This window comes from Companilactobacillus nantensis DSM 16982 (genome assembly GCF_001435815.1).
GTDB classification, from domain to species: Bacteria; Bacillota; Bacilli; order Lactobacillales; family Lactobacillaceae; genus Companilactobacillus; species Companilactobacillus nantensis.
The window spans coordinates 101,069-121,415 of the sequence record NZ_AZFV01000004.1; the positions used below are offsets into that span (position 1 = coordinate 101,069).

Below are 20,347 nucleotides of genomic sequence, written 5' to 3' on the forward strand. Positions count from 1 at the left end.
ATACAGATATACAAATGTGACTGTTTTTTTTAATATGCCGTCTCCAGAACCGAGAAATAGTCACTGGCTGTGCGGACCGCCTTTTGGCTCGAATCGGTCCCCATAGCGACCTAAATTTCTTGTTCCTGGAGGCGGCCCCTCACAAATTATTTTTAGAAAACGAAAAGGGCAATTAATTCTAAATTAGAATTAATTACCCTTTTCATTTATCAAATTCTCTAAAGCGGAAGACGGGATTCGAACCCGCGACCCCCACCATGGCAAGGTGATGTTCTACCACTGAACTACTTCCGCATTATGACGATGCCGACTAGAGGATTCGAACCTCCGACCCCCTGTTTACAAGACAGGTGCTCTGCCAACTGAGCTAAGTCGGCATTATGTCAACAACAATTAACATAATACATAATAATTAATCTTTTTGCAAGGTTAATTATTAATACGGGTGAAAGGACTTGAACCTTCATGTCCACTGGACACTAGAACCTAAATCTAGCGCGTCTGCCAATTCCGCCACACCCGCAAAAAACCTAATTGAATCCATTAAGCATTTTGCTTAATGGAGGATACAGGGATCGAACCTGTGACCTCCTGCTTGTAAGGCAGATGCTCTCCCAGCTGAGCTAATCCTCCATATGTTCTTGTAACAAACAACTATATTATTATACCCAAAACAAACAAAAAAAGTCAACGATAATTCGTCAACTTTTTTTTAAATAAGTCTCATTTGATTAATTAGTGCATCTATTGCCGACATAGGTTACTAAATTTTTCATCTACCTACGTTTAGAAACGATTAGTAGTACCTCATACTAACTAAATTAGCATTCCTTGGATTAGATCCATCCATTTTTTCAAGACAATCAATAATATGTCAATTAAGATATAAAAATTGTCAATCTTTATATCTTTTACCATCAATTTTAATATCTCTAAGGAGCTCAAAAGTAGGCTTAAGCTGAAAATCTAATGGTTGTGCACGTAAATGCATGTATCCGGGGGGCAGTAACCCAAGAAGAATTGTAGACTACAAAACACCAATCTTCAAAATTATTTTTCGTAAAGTCAAGTGACCATGGAGGCCAATAGAATTTATATTTGGTTCCATTACGCTTAATTAATACTGTCCATTCATATAAATATTTTAATTTTTCTTCGTTAATTTCTCGTATATTTCAAACAATTTTGAAACGGCATCGCTTTCTGTAGTCGTTTTAACATTCATTCCATATGCTGCCATGGTTGCTCTGTCGTTGTCCTGATGGGCTTTTAACAGTTCCTTTGGCATTGTTAATGGATCATAGAGATCAGCAAGTGAGCTATCTGGATACAATGCACGTGCATCAAGGATTGCTTGAGCTGTTTTTTCAATCATTTTCTTCTTCTCTTCCGTTGATGATGGCCATGGGAAGTTATTGTAGACGATTTTTGCAGAATAGCGATAATCACTCTTTAATCTACCTGCAATAGTTCTCATCCAGGCCATATGTACATTAGATTCCATAATTCCAAATTCATATAGAGTAGCATGAGGTATGAGTTGTACTGCATCAGATGCAATGACACCGGCTTTTTCAAACCCTATAGGAATATATTTTCTACTCTGAGAAGACACTCTTGGTAAAATCAAAAAATCTTCTCCTTCGGGCTGTGTCATTTGAGCAAAGCAATTAGGTACCTTGGCATATCCTCGGGTAGTCTTCGCTTTTGAATCTTCTCTAAATTCTTTCACCGCTGCTACTTTTGAATACAATATTTTACTTTTCTTAATATCACTTGGTGTTGCATGTTTTAACCATAGACACCATCTGGGTTTATTATGTAAAAATTCAACAGCACCTACGTATTTAAACAACCATTTTTTTAAATTAGGTTCTTTTTTTAATATCTCTTGATACTCATTGACATCAATTACAAATTTACCTCCATCTCTTGGTTGATTACCAAATACCATATTAGGAACATTACATATTGGATTATTCACCTTAGTAACAAGGATGTTTTCGGCATCAATTAAATATGGATTTATATTATTTACTTTCTTATAACTATCAGAACTATAAATTCTTTTTTCCTTACTATCAGAAGTAGAAAATCCTATTATCACACAGTGGACATGAGCTTTATCCTTAGCCTCACTATTCCATATAAAAGTTCTATAAGCAAAATTAATATGCAGATTATATTCATTGATCAGTACAAACCATAGGACGGGAACTTGCTGCCCTTGCGTAATAGAATTAGTCGAAACAAAGGCGACGGATATGTTGGTACCTTGGATAAATTTAGCTGCTAATTTATACCAACAAGTAACATAATCTAATACTTGTACTTCGTTTTTCTTCAATTCAGGAAACGTTTCTTGTACTTCTTTCTTTTGTTCACTATCCTGAGCCATTATTGAAGCTCCTACAAAAGGAGGATTCCCCATTACATAGTGACAAGCATTATTAGGAATAACCTCATTCCAATCCATTCTTAGAGCATTGCCTTCATGAATATGAGTATATGTTTTCAATGGCAAGAAATTCCAGTTAGCATAAACAATTTCCTTGGTTGCTTCCAGCATTTGACTTTCGGCAATCCAAAGTGCAGTCTTGGCAACACTAACAGCAAAATCGTTAATCTCAATACCATAAAAGTTCTGAATGGTAACTTTTACAACATCTACCATCTGGCCAACATCTAATTGAACTTGGTCACCATATATAAGCTTGATAACTTCATTTTCAAGCTTTCTTAAGCTCAAATATGTTTCAGTTAAGAAATTTCCAGAACCACAGGCCGGGTCAAAGAAAGTAAGATTTGCAAGCTTATCTTGGTATTCTTGTGCTCTCTTCTTAATTGTTGCTGGCTGCTTTAATTGTTTAATCTCATTTAATTCGTCTTTTAAATCATTTAAAAATAAAGGATCAATGACTTTATGGATATTTTCAACGCTGGTATAGTGCATGCCGCTTTGTCTACGAGTATCAGGGTTTAAAGTAGATTCAAAAACAGCACCAAAAATAGTTGGTGAGATTTGAGACCAGTCAAAATCATCAGAAGCATTGATTAACAATAAATCTCGTAATTCATCAGTAAATGGCGGTATTTCAATATTTTCAACCGAAAACATGCCACCATTAACATAAGGAAATTCCGAAAGTTTAGGAAAATCATCGGCCAAGTATAGGTCTCTATCCCCTACTTTGGTATCTAATACCTTGAAAAGTCTGATCAAAGCTTGACGCATGCCTCTAGCATCGAATTGTGCCAAGTAATCATGAAACATATTCTTTCGCCCAAAAATACCAGCATCTTCTGCATAAAGACAGAAAACAAGCCGCACAGAAAGTTGATTAATACTCTTTTGAGCATGGTCAGAATCTTGATTCTTATATTGACCATAGAGTTCCTTGTAAATCTTCCCTACTAATTCACCAGCTTCCAAAGATACACGCTTTTCACGCTCGATATGCTGGTTGCTCTTATCAACTAAGAATTCCAATTGATAGTAGTTAGTAGCCAAATTTTTCAACTTAATTACAGTAGGTTCAGAATTTGGATGTTCCATATCATAAATGCGGAACTCACGAAAGTTACAAGTAACAATCCAACGCGGACGCTCAGAATACGGCAAACTAGCTGAATATCTTTGTGCCTGCTGAAATGGGTTCAATAGACTGCCATCAGATTGTTTGATGGCCTTGTTTAAATCATGATTACTTCCCTTTTGCTCAATCATGGTCTTGGTTTGGTCAATATAACCATCAATAAAAGACTCATGTGACAATTGAACAGCCTTCTCAAATCTGATGAATTCAGTTGGCTGTTCAATCCCCAAAACATTTTCAAGTAGATCTATCCAAAAGCTCTGACTATTTTGCTTTTCACGCCCTCTGTCATTCGTCTCCCATCTTTTAATAAATTCCTTTGCATTTTTCCTCTGCGTTGCTATATCCATTCAAAAGCCGCCTTTAAGTATTTTGATATATTAATTTTAACACCAAAAAAAGTCGCATAACCATATCAAAAACATGATTATGCGACTTGAATTTTGTTAACTTTTTAAAATAAATCTTATTTGATCAATTGGTATTTCTATTGCCAACTACAGTTACTAAATAATACTAATCCCATCATACATACCATCTAAATTAGCATTCCATACTAACTAGCCGGAGGGCAAAAGTTATAAGACAGCTGTGACAGTTCTGTAGGGCGGATGCTCATTGTCCATACAGAACAGGACGATTTTTGAAGTTTGCAATTTCTTCAGAGTTCAAAATCGAGACTTCAGACCTTGAGTGAAGTCGGTCCCACAGCATACTTATCATCTTTTGACCGTAATCATCCTTATTCTTCGTTATTTGCGTTATCTTCTGGTCTCATTGTTGGGAACAAAATAACATCACGGATTGAAGGTGCATCAGTAAGTAACATAACCAAACGGTCAATACCGATTCCTAGTCCACCTGTTGGTGGCATACCATATTCCATGGCTTCTACGTAATCGTCATCAATATGTTCAGCTTCGTCATTACCCTTTTCACGTTCAGCAGCTTGAGCCTCAAAACGTTCCTTTTGATCGATTGGGTCGTTCAATTCAGTAAAGGCATTACCAAATTCATGGCCTAAAATGTAAACTTCAAAACGATCAGTAAAGTTAGGGTTATCCTTGCTCTTCTTAGCTAATGGTGAAACTTCAAGTGGGTATTCATAAACGAATGTTGGTTGTTTCAAAGTATCTTCAACAAATTCTTCAAAGAATTCAGCGATGATGTGACCAACACCCCAGAACTCTTCATAGTGAACACCCTTTTCATCAGCTATCTTACGAGCTTGTTCAAGATCCATATCTTGACTAAAGTCGATACCTGTTTGTTCCTTAATAGCATCAACCATCTTAATACGTTTGAAAGGCTTGCTCAAATCGACTTCTTCGCCTTGATAACTAACAATTTGTGAACCGTTAGCTTTATCAGCGGCATGTCTGAACATTCCTTCAACTTCCTTCATAACATCTGTCATATCCCAATAAGCGGCATATGTTTCCAATGATGTGTATTCAGGGTTATGTTGTGGATCCATACCTTCGTTACGGAAAGCACGACCAATTTCATAGACACGTTCAAAACCACCAACGATTAATCTCTTCAAAGGTAGCTCCAAAGCGATACGAAGATACATTGTCATATCCATCGCATTGTGATGTGTAATAAATGGACGAGCACTGGCACCACCAGCTTGAGTATTTAAGACAGGAGTTTCAACAGACATGAAACCTTCTCCATCCAAATATTCACGAACGGCTGAGATAATCTTTGTACGCTTCTTGAAACGATCAAAACTATCTTGGTTAGCAATTAAGTCCAAATATCTTTGACGATAAATTTGTTCAACATTTGTTAAACCGTGGAACTTGTCAGGTAGTGGACGGAGTGATTTAGAAAGCATTGTAATATGAGTAGCTTTAACAGTTAGTTCACCCATATCTGTCTTCATAATTTCACCGTGGATACCTAGGTGATCACCAATATCTGAACGCTTGAAAATGTGATAATTTTCTTCACCAACAACGTCTTTACGAACGTAAATTTGGATCTTACCACTTCTATCGCGGATATCAGCAAAACCAACTTTACCCTTACCACGTTTTGTCATCATACGACCAGCAATAACAACAGGTAAATCTTGTTCTTCAAGGGTTTCCTTGTCTTCATCACCGTACTTGTCGTGAATGTCTTGGGCCAAGGCTGTTCTTTCAAATCTTGAACCAAATGGATCAACGCCTTCATCATAAAGTTCTTGAAGTTTTTCACGTCTAACCCGTAGTTGGTCATTCATGACTCTTGTCTTCTTTATATCTTCTTTAGTTGGTTGCTTTTTCTTATTTTCGTTACTCAAAATTTTTCCCCCTGTCTACGAAATTTTTGATGATCTCGCTTCTCGTTGTTCGTAACTTTCAACAAATTGATCTAGTGCATCAAAAACTCCCTGCATTGAATCTTCATTCACTACTTTAGCACGAGTTCTGACTGCGTGGGGAATCCCCTTTAGATAATATGCTGCCTGTTGACGAAATTCTGGAACACCAACATGCTCACCTTTTAAGTCTACCAGACGTTGGAGTTGAAGTTTAGCTATATTAATTTTTTCTCCAACAGTTGGTTCAGGAAGCAGTTCGCCAGTTTCCAAATAATGGTTCATTTCATTCAAACGCCAAAGATTTCCGAGGACTGCTCGGCCAACCATCACAGCGTCTGCGCCAACTTCATCAATCATTGTTTTAGCATCTTGAGGCGTCACAACATCACCATTACCAATAAACGGAATCGTTAAATGTTGTGCCACTTCATGTAGAAGTTCCCAGTCGGAATGACCAGTATACATCTGTGTTTTAGTTCGACCATGCATCGCCACTGCCGCAGCACCAGCCTCTTGAGCAGCCAAAGCATTTTCGAATGCCAAAATGTGATCATTATCCCAGCCAGTACGCATTTTAACCGTAATTGGTTTATCAACTGATTCACTGACAGTTTTCACCATTTGATACAGTTTATCAGGATCACGTAACCAACTAGAACCAGCTCCAATTTTAGTAACCTTTTTCACCGGGCAACCCATATTAATATCAATAATATCGGCACCAGTATTCTCAGCTACATATTGAGCAGCATTGACCAATGACTCAGTTGTTCCACCAAAAATTTGGATACTGACCGGATGTTCTTTTGGATCAACAAACATCATACCCAAAGTTTTCAGATTACGGTATTTAATACCTTGATCACTAATCATCTCACAGACAACTAATCCCGCTCCAAATTCCTTAGCAGTAACTCGAAACGACGAATTAGTAATACCCGCCATAGGTGCAACGACAATCTGATTAGGGATTGTAACGTTACCTATTTTCCATTCCATGCTTTTTACCTCTTAATTTTTGCGCTTGAGTATGTCGCCGTTGGCCGTATACAAAAAATTCTGTAGCCAAACTCACTAATATGTGACATCTCAATAATAATGGCAATTTCATATTATTATATCAAAATCCATAATCATAACACGAGCCTCCGGGTGCGAGAAATATAGGCAGCAGTGCAGGTGGCGTTGGGGCTTTAGCCCTTACGCCACGGGACGACTTTTGAGATTTGCGTACTTTGCAAAGCTTAAAAGCGAGCTCGGAGACCTTGGCTCCGGGCGGTCCCCACAGCAGCCTATATTTCTCGCACCCGGAGGCGGCAACATTTAAATCTTACAACTCGTTATAATAACAAAGATGTTATTCACATGGCAAATATGATTAATCTTTTTGAGCAATAATTTCTTTTAACTCTGCTTCATCAAATTGATACTTATTGCCACAGAACTTGCAGACTGCTTCAGCACCATGATTTTCTTTAATCATTGCTTGAAGTTCTGCACGTGACAATGTGGCTAAAGCTTTGGAGAATCGTTCTTTAGAACAGTCACATTGGAATTGAACTGGCATATCTTGAAGGTACTTCATTTCAATGCCGTTCATAACTTTTTCCATAACTTCTTGATTACTTAAACCTTCGTTAAGTAATGTTGATAAGTTGGGGATAACTTTCAAATTAGCTTCAATCTTAGCAATATCAGCGTCAGTGGCACCAGGTAATGTTTGGATCAAGAAACCACCGGCGGCACCAACTGTTTCATTCGGGTTAACAAACACAGAAACACCGATTGCTGAAGGAATTTGTTCTGACTTAGCCATGTAATAGGCAAAATCCATTCCAATTTCACCTGATACTAATGGAACTGAACCAGTAAATGGTTCCTTCAAATGTAAATCCTTAGTAATACTCAAAGTACCTTCAGTACCAACAGCAGCTTTCACATCAATATGTCCATCTTCACGAGCTTTCAAAGCAACATGTGGATTTGAAATGTATCCTTTAACATCACCATTAGCATTAGCATCAACGACGATTGCGCCAACTGGACCATTGCCTTGAACTCTAGTTGTTAAAACTTCGTCTTCTTTTAAGGTTGAAGTAGCAACTAAAATTGAACCAATCATCGTTCTACCTAAAGCTGCACTCGAATTTCTCCAAGTATCATGGCGTTTTTGAGCTTCTTGAATTGTTTCAGTAGCATTAACAACATATGCTCTAAACTTACCGTCCTTTGAAACGGCTTTTGTTAATGTATCGGTCATATTTGTTTCCTCCGTTCAAAAAAGCGACTCTCACGAGTCGCTTTTTCTGATTGATTATCATTATTGATTATCATTATTGTTATTGTTGCTGTTTGGATCATCAGAATTATTGTCGTCAGATTTATCAGTATCAGATTTAGGTTCATCAGCTGGTTTATCTTCGTGTTCTGAAGGATATGTTGTCTCATCAACATTAGTCTCATCGGCGTTTGTTGAATCATCCTTAGTTGATTCTTCTGATTTTTGCTTAGCAGCATCTTTGGCTTCAGCAGCCTTCTTAGCTTGTTCAAATGTTGCAGCACTTTCACTTGGGAATTGTTGGTTTGCATCATTGGCAGGCATTGCACCTGTGTTATACAAGCTCAAGATTTCCTTTTCATCAAGTGTTTCGTACTTCAATAGAGCTTCAGCAATAATCTTGTGTTGTTCACGGTGTGACTCAAGAATTTCTCGAGCACGTTCGTGATCTTCATCGATAATGCGCTTAACTTCTTGATCAATAGCCTTGGCAGTATCTTGTGAATATGTAGGTTCAGCACGATAATTACCACCACTAAATGGTTGGCCATTCTTTTCAAGTTGAACAGTACCAAGACGGTCTGTCATACCATATTCAGTAACCATTGTCCGAGCAATTTGAGTTGCTTGTTCAAAGTCATTTGAGGCACCTGATGAAGGTTGACCGACGATAATTTCTTCGGCTGTACGACCACCAAGTAATCCAGTAATTTGTTCGTTCAATTCCTTCTTAGTAGCAAGGTTTTGATCATCCTTAGGAAGCATGATAGCGTAACCGCCGGCACGTCCACGAGGTACGATAGTAACCTTTCTAACAACACGAGAATCACTTAGTACCAAACCAATCAAAGCATGTCCTGCTTCGTGGTAGGCAACTGTATGACGTTCTTGTTCAGGAATAACACGGTTCTTCTTAGCTGGTCCCGCGATAACACGGTCTTCAGCTTCATCAAGGTCAGTTGGATCAATCTTTTGCTTACCACGTCTTGCAGCAACAAGTGCAGCTTCGTTAAGCAAGTTTTCAAGATCAGCACCAGCAAAACCTGGAGTTTGTTGAGCAATTGCTTTCAAATCAACATCATCTGTAAATGGTTTATTCTTAGCGTGAACTTTAAGAATAGCTTCACGACCTTTAACATCAGGACGGCCAACAAGAATCTTTCTGTCAAAACGACCTGGACGTAACAAGGCAGGATCAAGGACATCAGAACGGTTAGTAGCAGCCATAACGATGACACCTTCATTACCTGTAAATCCATCCATCTCAATCAATAATTGGTTAAGAGTTTGTTCACGTTCATCATTACCACCACCGGTACCAGAACCACGTTGACGACCAACAGCATCAATTTCATCAATAAAGATGATCGATGGAGCGTCTTTCTTGGCGTTTTCGAACAAGTCACGAACACGTGATGCACCAACACCAACAAACATTTCAACGAAGTCTGAACCAGAGATTGAATAGAAAGGAACTTTAGCTTCACCAGCAACAGCCTTAGCTAGTAAAGTTTTACCAGTCCCGGGAGGACCCTCTAGAAGAACACCAGATGGTATTCTAGCGCCCAATGAAACGAATTTTCTTGGATCTTTTAGAAATTCAACAACTTCAACAAGTTCTTGTTTTTCTTCTTCAGCACCGGCAACATCAGAAAATCTAACTTTATTTTTCTTTGGATCTTCTGGCTTAACCTTAGATTTACCAAAGTTCATGACACGGTTAGCGCCACCACCTTGGCCTCCTCGGCCCATCATTGCAAAGATTATAAAGAAGAATAATGCAAACGGAACGACGACAGTTAGAATCAATGAAATCCATTGTCCGGACTGTGACTTAGGAGCAGCAGTAGTCTTGACATCCTTAGCCATAGCGGCGTTATTAATGGTCTTTAACGTATCGTTGTTAGGCAAAACAGTTGAACTAAATGAAGTTACTTCACTAGAAGTCGTAGCTTGGTTACGGCTGAATAATGACACAGAACGTGTAGTTTCAGCCTTTTGAGCTTTCTTGTATTCACCAGTTACTTGATAAGCTCCTCCAATAGGTTCTAGTTTGAAACTCTTCACTTTGCCTTGCTTCAATTGTGTGATGAATTGGTCTTGGCTTAGTGTTTTTGATTGGTCAGAGGATTGACCACCAGCAAACCAACTTGCTGCAAGAACCAAAACAACAAAGAGCAAGATGTAAAACAGGCTATTATTAATTAACCTATTTCGATTATTTTTCATACATTTCCTCCTAATTACTTAGACGTTACATATTGTAACATTGGTGAACAGTAACACAATAATAATTGTAACTCTAACTAAATTATTTTGTACTATAGACCTCTCGTTTTAGCACCCCAACATAAGGTAGATTACGATAATGTTCATTATAATCCATTCCGTAACCAACAACGAACTCATCAGGAATTTGGACACCAACATAATCTACATCAACATGTTTGATGCGACGAGCTGGTTTATCTAAAAAGGAAACAATCTTAATGGACTTAGCATGACGAGCATCAAAAAGCTCTTTTAAGCGGTCCAAGGTATAGCCTGTATCAATAATATCTTCAACAATGACCACATCACGATCACGAATTGATGTATCTAGATCCTTGATAATTCTTACATCACCAGTTGTAACAGTATTTTCGCCACCATAACTAGAAACATCCATGAAATCATATTCCATTTCAATATCAAGTTCTTTTACAAGGTCCATCATGAACATTGCCGCTCCACGTAAAATACAGACGAACAATGGATTCTTACCACGGTATTCTTCAGTCAATTGTTTACCAAGGCGTTGGTTGGCCTGGTCAATCTCCTCTTTGGAAACTAAAACCTTTTCGATATCTGAATTCATTCTTTTACCTCAATCAAGTTAATTTTGTAGTGTTTATTCCCTTTTTTTAAATAATCACTCATCTGGTAAATTTTTTCAACCCAAACTATCTGATTATCAAATAATAAAACTAAATAATTATCACGTTCATATGCTGGTACTTTTTCATTTATAAATCGTTTACTTAATTTTTGGTGCTTGCCATCTGCTAAAAGTAGCTTATCGCCGTCACGACGGGTTCGTAATCGGATGGTTGTCGGCAATTTGTCTACAGACAAGTTAAAACTAGTATCATCTTCCGTAATCGTTAACTTTTTCGAACCAAATGTCACCGTTTGATTTAGTGGCACATTTACTTCCGTTAAATTCTGATTTTGGAATTTTTTAACGACAAATTTATCATACGTCCGGATAAACTGCCATGAATCTTCTAAATCAATTGAAGCATTTGCCTCTTCGGACTGAATAATTTCAATGATTTGATTGATTTGGCGATTGCTGATGGATATATCTAACTTCCGTTTTGTAAAAAAGTTTCCCCAAAACAATGTTTGTTGCTCAGAATCCAGTTTTAATATCGGTTTGATAAAACCGATAATTTGTTTGTCCACTTCTTCTAACTTCATAGCATGTTCAATTTCTTCAAATTGTTGCTTAGCCAAACTTACTAAAGCAGTTATTTGTTGATCAAAAAAACGAAAGTGAGCTAATAATTGACCATTTTCCTTTTGCAATTCTGGGAAAATGTTATTTCTCAATCGATTGCGTAAAGTTATGTTATCAAAATTAGTTTCATCTTGAACATGCTTTATATCATGGATATCTGAATATTCTGCCAATTCTCGTTTTGAAAAGTCCAATAAGGGACGCAAAATTTGACCTGTTGCGAATGGTCGTTGTTCTTTCAAACTAACAACTTCATAAGCATTACCTGAACGAATAAGTTTCATCAAAATATTTTCGGCCAAATCATTTCCATGATGGGCTGTTAATAATGTATCAAATTTTCCAGCAAGCATTGTCTCCTTAAAAAAGCCATAACGAAACTTGCGGGCTGCTGCTTCCATACCAATATCGGCCGCTGGTTGATTCTCCCACTTAGTTGTGAAAAATTGATAGTCATTTTTTAAACAATAGTTTTGCACAAAGTCTACTTCAGCACGACTCTCTGGTCGCAAATTATGATCTACGTTGACCACGGCAAATTGATTCTTAGGTAATACTTGAGCAACAACATTCAATAAAACCATCGAATCCACACCGCCAGAGACAGCAATCAGAACTTTTTGAGCCTGATAACGTTTCAAAACTTTCTTAACTGTACTTATAATCTTGTTATCTAGTTCCATTAGCCCTCTCCTTGAATTAAAAAAGGCTGAGACATCGTCCCAACCCCAATACAAATTTATTAGCTACGGCGTCCGCCACGGCCACCACGTTTGCCTTCAGTATTCTTTTTAATAACGCTGAGTCTCTCTTCACTTTCCTTCATGAAGCCAGACATCATATCATCGAAACTTTCTGGTTTATGTTGTTGTGGTTTTCTATCATTACGATCGTGTGAACGGTGTGAATGATACTTTGGCTTAGGCTTATCTGACGCTTGCTTAATTGAAAGTGCAATTTTATGATCTTTCTCACTAAGAACTAAAACTTTAACAGTATCGCCAATGCTTAGCACATCATGAATATCCTTAACATAACCATCAGCAACTTCACTGATGTGCACCATTCCGCTTTGTCCTTCTCCGAGGTCTACGAAAGCCCCAAAATTTGTAATTCCCGTTACTTTACCTTCTGTTTTAGCTCCTACTTCAACTGTCATCTAATTAAAAAAAATTCCTTTCCCTATTTTTGAATCGTAGTGGTCTGCACATCATCAGGTAAATTGTAGATTTGTTCACCCGGTTTGCTATACATATACTTTTCACGGATATATTTTTCAATATAGTTCGTGTCATGAAGTTGACTGACTTCAAGCTTCAAATCACGCTGCGTCGATTTTTGCTTAGTTAGCTTCTGATTGCTAATTTCTATTTGTTCCATCGTATTGGCATAAGTTCTGTGAGCATTGAAAATTTGAACGCCAAATACAACCAAGATCAGTGCGAAAATAATTCCTATCATAGCTATCCGTCTGCGATGAACCTTCTTTGCATGATCATGATGGCCAGGATTAGGAGTTGGCACTTTTTTTGGTTGTAATACAGAAACGTTAGAATTTAGTTTACGTATTTCCATACCACTACTCCCCTAGAAATGATTACTTTGAGTATAACAAGTTTAAGCCATTATTTGAATGATTAAATCGCTTATTTTAATCTATTTCTAATTTTTAATTTTCGGTTGAGAATTTTTTTTGGTTCACTGCCGTCTCCGGGTGCGAATGAATGTTGACCTGCTGTGGGGACCGATTGGAGCCAAGGTCTCCAATCTCGATTTTGAGCCTTGCACAAATCGCAAGTCTCAAAACTCGTCCCGTGGTGTAAGAGCTAAAGCTCTAACGCCACCTTCACTGCTGGTCAACATTCATTCGCACCCTCCGACTAGATTATTGCTTAGTTTCCATAGTTCATAAAAGAAAATAGAAAATAACGTTTATTCAATTTAAGTTACCTTCTTGTTAAAGAATAAAAATCAATTTAAACCAAGCTCAATAACAACTGGCTTGAATTAGCTTAATACTCCACAACACTCGATAACAGAAAACCAAACACCATCCCATTACACTAGCCGGAAGGTGCGAGCGATGAAGCCAGCAGTGGCGGTGGTGTTAGGACGGCAGGTTTTGCCGTTCTTACAGCACAGGACGAATTTTGAAATTCGCGGTTTTTGCGAAGTTCAAAATCGAGCCTGGAGACCTTGGCTCCAGGCGGTCCTCACAGCAGGCTTCATCGACTCGCACCTGGAGGCGGAACTTTTAGTTAAACCTCTTCATACATATCAACTGAATCGGTCTTCTTAGTTGTTTCCTTGATATTGAGAACACGAATTTTCATCGTCTTCTCCCCAAAGTGTAATTCTAATACATCACCGACTGAAACTTCACTAGACGATTTGGCTACTCGATCATTGATTGAGGCACGGCCATTGTCTGCGAACTCCTTAGCGACGGTTCTTCTCTTGATAATACGACTTACTTTTAAATACTTGTCTAATCTCATAATTAATCCTCTATTTTCATAAACTTCGTAATATGTTTGCCCATTGGCAATATTTCCCATTCAGCTTTCGTTAACATATGCCATTTCTTGGAAAGTTTTAAGTAAACGAACGCTCCTAAAGGTATAGCAATAATGTTAACTAAAACGCTGTTGGCTCGAGTCATGGCTAAATAACTGTTCAAGAAACTGACAACTATTTTGACAAAAATTGCCATAATCAAACCTAATTTAATCAAGTTTGACGTGAACTTTTTATCTAACGATAAGAACTTTCGGTCAAACTTATAAATTGTTAAAATCCCAAACAAAATGACACACTCACTCAATACAGTTGCCAACGCACCGCCAGCGATACCAAACTTTGGTACCAAGATGACGTTTAAAGCAACTTTAACAACGAGGGACATCCCGAATAAAATTAATTTGTGAATATTTTTTTCATCGTCTCCACTAGTAACAGCAATCAATAAATTGATGAAGGAAACGATTAAAATCGAGAGCACGTAAATACTCAAGGTTCTAGAACCATTCATATTGGTAAAAAGCATCGTGTTTATCTGTGGCATTAAAGCAATCAAACCTGCTGTTTCAGCAACTGACAACCACAGACACACTCGCACCATTTTTTGAATCGTACTCTTATTTTGTTGAACCCGATTGGTTTCTTTCAATTGCGGCATAATCGTTGAAACAAAGGATAACGAAATAACGATACCTAACTGCAACAACGGTTGTCCTCTATCAAAGATACCTTTTTGAATTTCAGCTTGGTCCAAAGCCATCCCTGCATGGAGTAACAAACGGACGGTTGAAAACGAATCGATAAATTGATAAAAAATTGTAATACCTGTAAATACGACAATTAAGATGATTTCTAGCGCTAAGCCATGTTCCAAACGAATTGTTTTATCAGCTTTCTCTGGCTCGGGATCAGACTTTTTGTTTTTTAAAAAGGTCCGCACCAAGATACCAACCGCTAATAATCCACCAATAAAGGCACCTGAATTAGCTAGTGTTCCCATTTGGTATACATTCAAAATACCGTGACCAAACATCAAAGCACTCGCAATGATGATAACGATTCGGAAAAATTGCTCCGAAACTTGTGAAATAGCACTTGGTTCCATGACCAGATCACTTTGAAAATAGCCTCTGAGACTAGCTTCAAATGGAACCAATAAGAATGTCAGTGCCACAACACGAACCTCGGGATACAAATTGGGGTCTCCCATCAGGGAAGCCAAATATTTAGCCGAAAACCAGAGCCATCCGGTAATGACAATCGCTCCTGCCATTAAAATACCAAACGTTTTCTTCAGCAAATTATGTTTAGCAGCCATCGTCTGCTGTTGAGCAAACGTTTTTGAGATTACGACCGGCAATCCCGATAACGCCAAGACGGAAAAAATACCATAGATTGGATAAACCTGTTGATAAATAAAATAGCCACGATCCCCAACAATATTCTGCAGTGGAATCCGATAAATAGCACTCAACAGTTCTGAGAACAGTGAGGCAATAGTCAGAATCCAGGTCCCCTTAATAGCCCTAGACACTTCTTTTTGCATATTAATTTTTAATTTTTTCTTTCTTTAAATTATCGAACCCTGCTGCCATCTTCTTGGCAAATGTTTGGAGTTGTGCAAACCACTCATCCTTTTTAACACTGCCTGAATCTAACGTAATCGTAAATTCACCATTCTTATCGTTAACTTTGGCTTTCATTGTCGTATTAGCTAAGAACTTAAATACTAAATCACCAGTTAAATAATCGCTGGCTTTCTTGGAGAACTTAATAGCAATCATGCCATTACGCATAATGACACTCTTTACTAGTGATTCATCAAATGAATTCTTCAATAAACTAATATCCAACAAATTGCCAACTTCTTGTGGATAATCACCGAAACGGTCCAATAATTCTGACTTAACTTCTTGATAATTTTCCAAAGAATCAATTTGGCGAATTCGTTTGTACAATTCAACCTTTTGGCGTTGATCCGTAATGTAATCAGCTGGCAAGTATGCTTCCAAAGCCAAATTGACTTCAGAATTAGTTTTCTCAGCTTTCGTATGACCACGTTTTTTCGCTACGGCATCATTTAACATCTGTGTATAAAGATCGAAACCAACTGAATCAATGAAACCATGTTGCTGCTTACCTAATAAGTTACCAGCACCACGAATCGACAAGTCACGCATAGCAATCTTGAATCCTGAACCTAATTCGGTAAAGTTTTTGATTGCTTCCAAACGTTGTTCACCGACTTCTGTCAAAACCTTGTTTGGCTTATACATTAAATAAGCATATGCTACTCGGTTTGAACGACCGACTCGACCTCTAATTTGGTAAAGCTGTGATAAACCATAACGGTCAGCATTTTCAACAATCAACGTATTCGTATTCGGCATATCAACACCAGTTTCAATGATGGTTGTCGTAACTAAAACATCATATTCACCGTCCAAATAGTCAGCAATTACACCTTCCATTTGCGTTTCGTTCATACGACCATGGGCTGTCGCAATTCTGGCATCAGGAACGAGTGCTTGCAACTGACCAGCAACTTGATCCATATCTTCAACCCGATTGTGTAAATAAAAGACTTGTCCACCACGAGCCATTTCACGCTTAATCGCACCAGCAATGACCTCATAGTTTTGTTCCATGACATAAGTTTGTACTGGATAACGATTACTTGGGGCCGTTTCAATCAATGAAAGATCACGCACACCCAGCATCGACATATTCAAAGTTCTGGGAATTGGTGTAGCTGTCAGTGTCAAGACATCAACGTTAGCCTTTAATTCCTTAATCTTTTCCTTGTGTTTAACACCAAAGCGTTGTTCCTCATCAATGATTAATAATCCGATATCGTGAAATTTAACATCTTTTGAAAGCAAACGGTGTGTTCCGACGACAATATCAATCGTGCCATCTTCAAGTTGTTCAATTGTTTCCTTACTTTGTTTCCGTGTTTGAAAACGTGACAAGACGCCAATATTAACTGGAAAGCCTTCAAAACGATCTTTCATTGTTTCGTAATGTTGTTGAACTAACAAGGTCGTTGGTGCTAAGAAGACAACTTGTTTGCCTGCTTCAACAGCTTTAAAGGCTGCCCGTAAAGCAACTTCTGTCTTACCGAAACCAACATCCCCAACTAACAAACGATCCATCGGATGTGGTTTTTCCATATCCCGTTTAATTTCATCAACTGACCGCAATTGATCCGGTGTTTCTGGATAAGGAAAAGCATTGTCGAAATCGTCTTGCATTTGATCATCTTTCGGAAAGGCAAAACCTTTTTCAGCTTCTCGTTTTGCATATAAGTCAATCAAATCATCAGCGATATCTTCAATATTTGATTGAACTTTACGCTTAGTTTTTTGCCACTCGTTACCACCTAGTTTATTTATCTTCGGTGACTTACCTTCGGCTGAAACATATTTTTGAACCATGTCCAATTGCGTGACAGGAATAAACAAACGACCATCATCACGATATTCAATCGTAATGTAATCTTGATGCTTGCCATCAACTTCCATTGTCTGCATGCCGATAAATTTACCGATACCATGATTGACGTGGACGACGTAATCGCCTGGTTTTAATTCGTTATAACTCTTCAAACGTTCTGCATTCGCCAAAGTTTCGTGACGACGTTTCTTTGGTTGCTTGTTGAAAAGTTCTTTTTCAGTAATAATAGCAATTCTTTCATCCGGCATTTCAAAACCAGAACTCAAACTAGCATTTAAAATTTGAGTCTGGTCTTCAATAACTTTATCAGCCGTCGTCAGTGTCGCTTTGATGCCAAAGTCGACCAACGTATCGTTAATCGCATGGATACGTTTTTCATTACTAATAACTAGCATTACTGTGTAGTTTTGCTTTTGCCAACGCTCTACTTCTGACTTTAATAAAGGCATTTGACTGAAGAACTGTTGCATCGAACGAACTGAGACATTGTGTAATTGATTGAGGTGAATGTGGCCCATCCCTTGTTGAAAGGCAGAAATGTAAATTTGGGGATGTTTATCTCCCTTAACTAGTTCAATAAAACTCTGGCGAATCTTTTGTTCAGGCAAAGCTTTCCCAAATTCTAGTTGACTGGCTAACCACGATTGATTTTCAGCCGCACTGTCATTGGATTGCTCAATTAAACGATTGTATTCATCAAATAAAACAATATCATCACTTGCTAGGTAATCTAACAAACTACTTGGGTGCTCCAAAATATAGTCTGCAATTCGACCGATATTTTCAGGACGCATCCCTTCTGATAATTCTTCAATTGTTTGAGCAAAGTTAACTTCCAGATTATTCTTAACATCTTTATCTTCAGTTGAATCAAGTTGACGCTGGTAGCTCTTTTGCAATTTTTTCAAACCAACTGCCACTTGTTCATCAGTCACAATTCGGTCTTTAGCAGGCAAAACATTGATTTCGTCAAGTTCTTCCATACTACGTTGTGTTTCCGTATCGAAAAACTTAATTTTTTCAACTTGATTACCAAAAAAATCGATTCGCACAGGATTATCAACATTAAGTGGATAAATATCGACAATATCCCCACGGATAGCAAAATCCCCGGGTTTAGCAACTAATTTATCCTTAACATATCCCATTTGGACGAATTCTTGATTGAGATCTTCAAGGTCATATTCTTCATTAATTTTAATATCTAACTGTGCTGCTTGAAATAACTCTTTGGCCGATAATTCGTATTCCATACCGGCAATTGATGTCACCAAGATACCTGATTGATCACTTGCTAAAAAACTTAAAGAATCAAGTCGTTGGCTCAACTCATCTGGTGAGCTCGTTGCAAGTTCAGTTGAGATTGATTCTTCAACCGGAAAGATATGCACAGCATCGCTATCTAATAGGTTGAGATCATCATAAATTTTATTAGCATGAAAATTGGTGTTTTCTACAATCAGAATTTTTTTACCTGATTGCTTTAAAGTTTCCAATGCAAAAAGGGAAATCGTCGATCCCGTCAAACCAGTCAATAAATTTTTCGTGTCTGGCTTAACTTGATTAATAAATTCCCCAAGGTTGAGCTTATTCGTAATGAAATTTATTAAATCCAATTTTTGCCCCCTTGCGTATTAATTATATTTATTCATTAATTGGTCGGCTGAAAGTCCACTGACCCAGTCCTTGACCATTTCAGTAGCTTGGTCGATACCAGCTAATGCCACTGGTTCATCATCTTTTGAGAAAGGTGTCAAAACCCAGTTAACAACAGTCTGTTTTGCAGGATGTTGAATCCCAATTTTGATACGATCAAAATCTTTCGTACCCACAGCTGAAATTATACTCTTAATCCCATTGTGACCACCAGCTGAACCCTTTGTCCGTAATCTAACTTTACCGATTGGCATATCCAAATCATCTTGAATGACCATCATTTCTTCAGGCTTAATTTGGTAATAGCCCATCAAGAAATTAACAGCCCGACCAGATTCATTCATAAAAGTTAAAGGTTTAACTAAAAAGACGGTTTCGCCATCAACTTTAAATTTGCAGTATTCAGCTTCAAAGTCCTTTTTCATTTGTGTTTGACCATATTCATCCATCAATTTATCGATGGTCATAAAGCCCATATTATGCTTTGTACGATCGTATTTCTTGCCTGGATTTCCTAAGCCAACAATTAGTTTCATATCTTAATACCTCATTTCGAACCTATATTATATCATGTTAGTTTCAGGAAAGGTTGATTGTTAAACTGCCGTCTCCGGGCAAAAAACGGAAAAGTCAGCTGTAGGACCGTCTCGAGCCAAGGTCTCGAGACTCGATTTTGAACTTCGCAAAGACCGCGAATTTCAAAATACGTCCTGTGCTGTAAGCGATAAATCGCTAACAGCACTATTACTGCTGACTTTTCCATTTTTGCCCTCCGACTAATCAATTCTTTGTTTTGGTAATTAATTATAAAAATCGATAATCTTTTAAAATCCTAACTGAACTACTCATCGTAATCAAAATTTGCAAAAATATTTGAAAGTTTTCAAAAACATTTCCTACCGATATTATTTACTTTTAAATTTCTTCCAATAATATTAATCAAAATACATTAAATAAAAAAACATTCTTAAATAAATTTAGTCTCCGGTTGCGGACAATGGTGTCAGCAGTGACAGTGGTGTTAG

13 protein-coding genes and 4 tRNA genes are annotated in these 20,347 nt (G+C 37.7%); all 17 read right to left on the reverse strand.

Annotated features, from left to right (window positions below; all coding sequences use genetic code 11):
- Positions 1 to 222: 222 nt before the first annotated feature.
- The 17 genes from FD31_RS02865 to pth all read right to left on the reverse strand — a co-directional run bounded on the left by FD31_RS02865 (position 223) and on the right by pth (position 19,858).
- Positions 223 to 294, reverse strand: a tRNA-Gly gene (locus FD31_RS02865).
- A gap of 10 nt (positions 295 to 304) precedes the next feature.
- Positions 305 to 377: transfer RNA gene (locus FD31_RS02870), tRNA-Thr, on the reverse strand.
- A gap of 63 nt (positions 378 to 440) precedes the next feature.
- Positions 441 to 523, reverse strand: a tRNA-Leu gene (locus FD31_RS02875).
- 37 nt (positions 524 to 560) lie between these two features.
- Positions 561 to 633, reverse strand: a tRNA-Val gene (locus FD31_RS02880).
- A 511-nt stretch (positions 634 to 1,144) separates the two neighbouring features.
- Positions 1,145 to 3,946, reverse strand: coding sequence for a DNA methyltransferase (locus FD31_RS02885; RefSeq protein ID WP_057891259.1), 2,802 nt, complete (start codon positions 3,944 to 3,946; stop codon positions 1,145 to 1,147).
- A gap of 392 nt (positions 3,947 to 4,338) precedes the next feature.
- Positions 4,339 to 5,829 (reverse strand): lysine--tRNA ligase, encoded by a 1,491-nt coding sequence (gene lysS / locus FD31_RS02890; RefSeq protein WP_057891274.1) that lies wholly within the window; start codon positions 5,827 to 5,829, stop codon positions 4,339 to 4,341.
- A 75-nt stretch (positions 5,830 to 5,904) separates the two neighbouring features.
- Complete coding sequence (gene dusB / locus FD31_RS02895) at positions 5,905 to 6,909, reverse strand: tRNA dihydrouridine synthase DusB (RefSeq protein ID WP_057891260.1); 1,005 nt, start codon at positions 6,907 to 6,909, stop codon at positions 5,905 to 5,907.
- Between the two features lie 379 nt (positions 6,910 to 7,288).
- Positions 7,289 to 8,170, reverse strand: a complete 882-nt coding sequence (gene hslO, locus FD31_RS02900; protein WP_057891261.1) for an Hsp33 family molecular chaperone HslO — start codon at positions 8,168 to 8,170, stop codon at positions 7,289 to 7,291.
- 60 nt (positions 8,171 to 8,230) lie between these two features.
- A complete protein-coding gene (gene ftsH, locus FD31_RS02905; protein WP_057891262.1) occupies positions 8,231 to 10,417 on the reverse strand; it encodes an ATP-dependent zinc metalloprotease FtsH in 2,187 nt (728 codons plus the stop codon).
- Positions 10,418 to 10,499: 82 nt separating this feature from the next.
- A complete protein-coding gene (gene hpt / locus FD31_RS02910) occupies positions 10,500 to 11,045 on the reverse strand; it encodes a hypoxanthine phosphoribosyltransferase (RefSeq protein ID WP_057891263.1) in 546 nt (181 codons plus the stop codon).
- On the reverse strand, positions 11,042 to 12,373 hold the full coding sequence (gene tilS, locus FD31_RS02915) for a tRNA lysidine(34) synthetase TilS (RefSeq protein WP_057891264.1): 1,332 nt from the start codon (positions 12,371 to 12,373) through the stop codon (positions 11,042 to 11,044). Before tilS ends, hpt begins: the two co-directional genes overlap by 4 nt.
- A 59-nt stretch (positions 12,374 to 12,432) precedes the next feature.
- Positions 12,433 to 12,849 (reverse strand): S1 domain-containing RNA-binding protein, encoded by a 417-nt coding sequence (locus FD31_RS02920; protein ID WP_057891265.1) that lies wholly within the window; start codon positions 12,847 to 12,849, stop codon positions 12,433 to 12,435.
- A gap of 23 nt (positions 12,850 to 12,872) precedes the next feature.
- Positions 12,873 to 13,265, reverse strand: a complete 393-nt coding sequence (locus tag FD31_RS02925) for an FtsB family cell division protein (RefSeq protein WP_057891266.1) — start codon at positions 13,263 to 13,265, stop codon at positions 12,873 to 12,875.
- A 683-nt stretch (positions 13,266 to 13,948) separates the two neighbouring features.
- Positions 13,949 to 14,188: an RNA-binding S4 domain-containing protein gene (locus FD31_RS02930; RefSeq protein ID WP_057891267.1), complete on the reverse strand. Its 240-nt coding sequence runs from the start codon at positions 14,186 to 14,188 to the stop codon at positions 13,949 to 13,951.
- Positions 14,189 to 14,190: 2 nt separating this feature from the next.
- Positions 14,191 to 15,756 (reverse strand): putative polysaccharide biosynthesis protein, encoded by a 1,566-nt coding sequence (locus FD31_RS02935; protein WP_057891268.1) that lies wholly within the window; start codon positions 15,754 to 15,756, stop codon positions 14,191 to 14,193.
- Between the two features lies 1 nt (position 15,757).
- Positions 15,758 to 19,282: a transcription-repair coupling factor gene (gene mfd / locus FD31_RS02940; RefSeq protein ID WP_057891269.1), complete on the reverse strand. Its 3,525-nt coding sequence runs from the start codon at positions 19,280 to 19,282 to the stop codon at positions 15,758 to 15,760.
- 18 nt (positions 19,283 to 19,300) lie between these two features.
- Positions 19,301 to 19,858 carry an aminoacyl-tRNA hydrolase gene (gene pth, locus FD31_RS02945; RefSeq protein ID WP_057891270.1) on the reverse strand — a complete coding sequence of 186 codons (558 nt, stop codon included), beginning with the start codon at positions 19,856 to 19,858 and terminating at the stop codon, positions 19,301 to 19,303.
- Positions 19,859 to 20,347 lie beyond the last annotated feature (489 nt).

Coding starts and splice junctions, on each gene's coding strand:
- FD31_RS02920 (WP_057891265.1), bottom strand. CDS start 12,849: ATGACAGTTGAAGTAGGAGCTAAAACAGAAGGTAAAGTAACGGGAATT.
- lysS (WP_057891274.1), bottom strand. CDS start 5,829: ATGAATGACCAACTACGGGTTAGACGTGAAAAACTTCAAGAACTTTAT.
- ftsH (WP_057891262.1), bottom strand. CDS start 10,417: ATGAAAAATAATCGAAATAGGTTAATTAATAATAGCCTGTTTTACATC.
- hslO (WP_057891261.1), bottom strand. CDS start 8,170: ATGACCGATACATTAACAAAAGCCGTTTCAAAGGACGGTAAGTTTAGA.
- pth (WP_057891270.1), bottom strand. CDS start 19,858: ATGAAACTAATTGTTGGCTTAGGAAATCCAGGCAAGAAATACGATCGT.
- FD31_RS02885 (WP_057891259.1), bottom strand. CDS start 3,946: ATGGATATAGCAACGCAGAGGAAAAATGCAAAGGAATTTATTAAAAGA.
- hpt (WP_057891263.1), bottom strand. CDS start 11,045: ATGAATTCAGATATCGAAAAGGTTTTAGTTTCCAAAGAGGAGATTGAC.
- FD31_RS02935 (WP_057891268.1), bottom strand. CDS start 15,756: ATGCAAAAAGAAGTGTCTAGGGCTATTAAGGGGACCTGGATTCTGACT.
- dusB (WP_057891260.1), bottom strand. CDS start 6,909: ATGGAATGGAAAATAGGTAACGTTACAATCCCTAATCAGATTGTCGTT.
- FD31_RS02925 (WP_057891266.1), bottom strand. CDS start 13,265: ATGGAAATACGTAAACTAAATTCTAACGTTTCTGTATTACAACCAAAA.
- FD31_RS02930 (WP_057891267.1), bottom strand. CDS start 14,188: ATGAGATTAGACAAGTATTTAAAAGTAAGTCGTATTATCAAGAGAAGA.
- tilS (WP_057891264.1), bottom strand. CDS start 12,373: ATGGAACTAGATAACAAGATTATAAGTACAGTTAAGAAAGTTTTGAAA.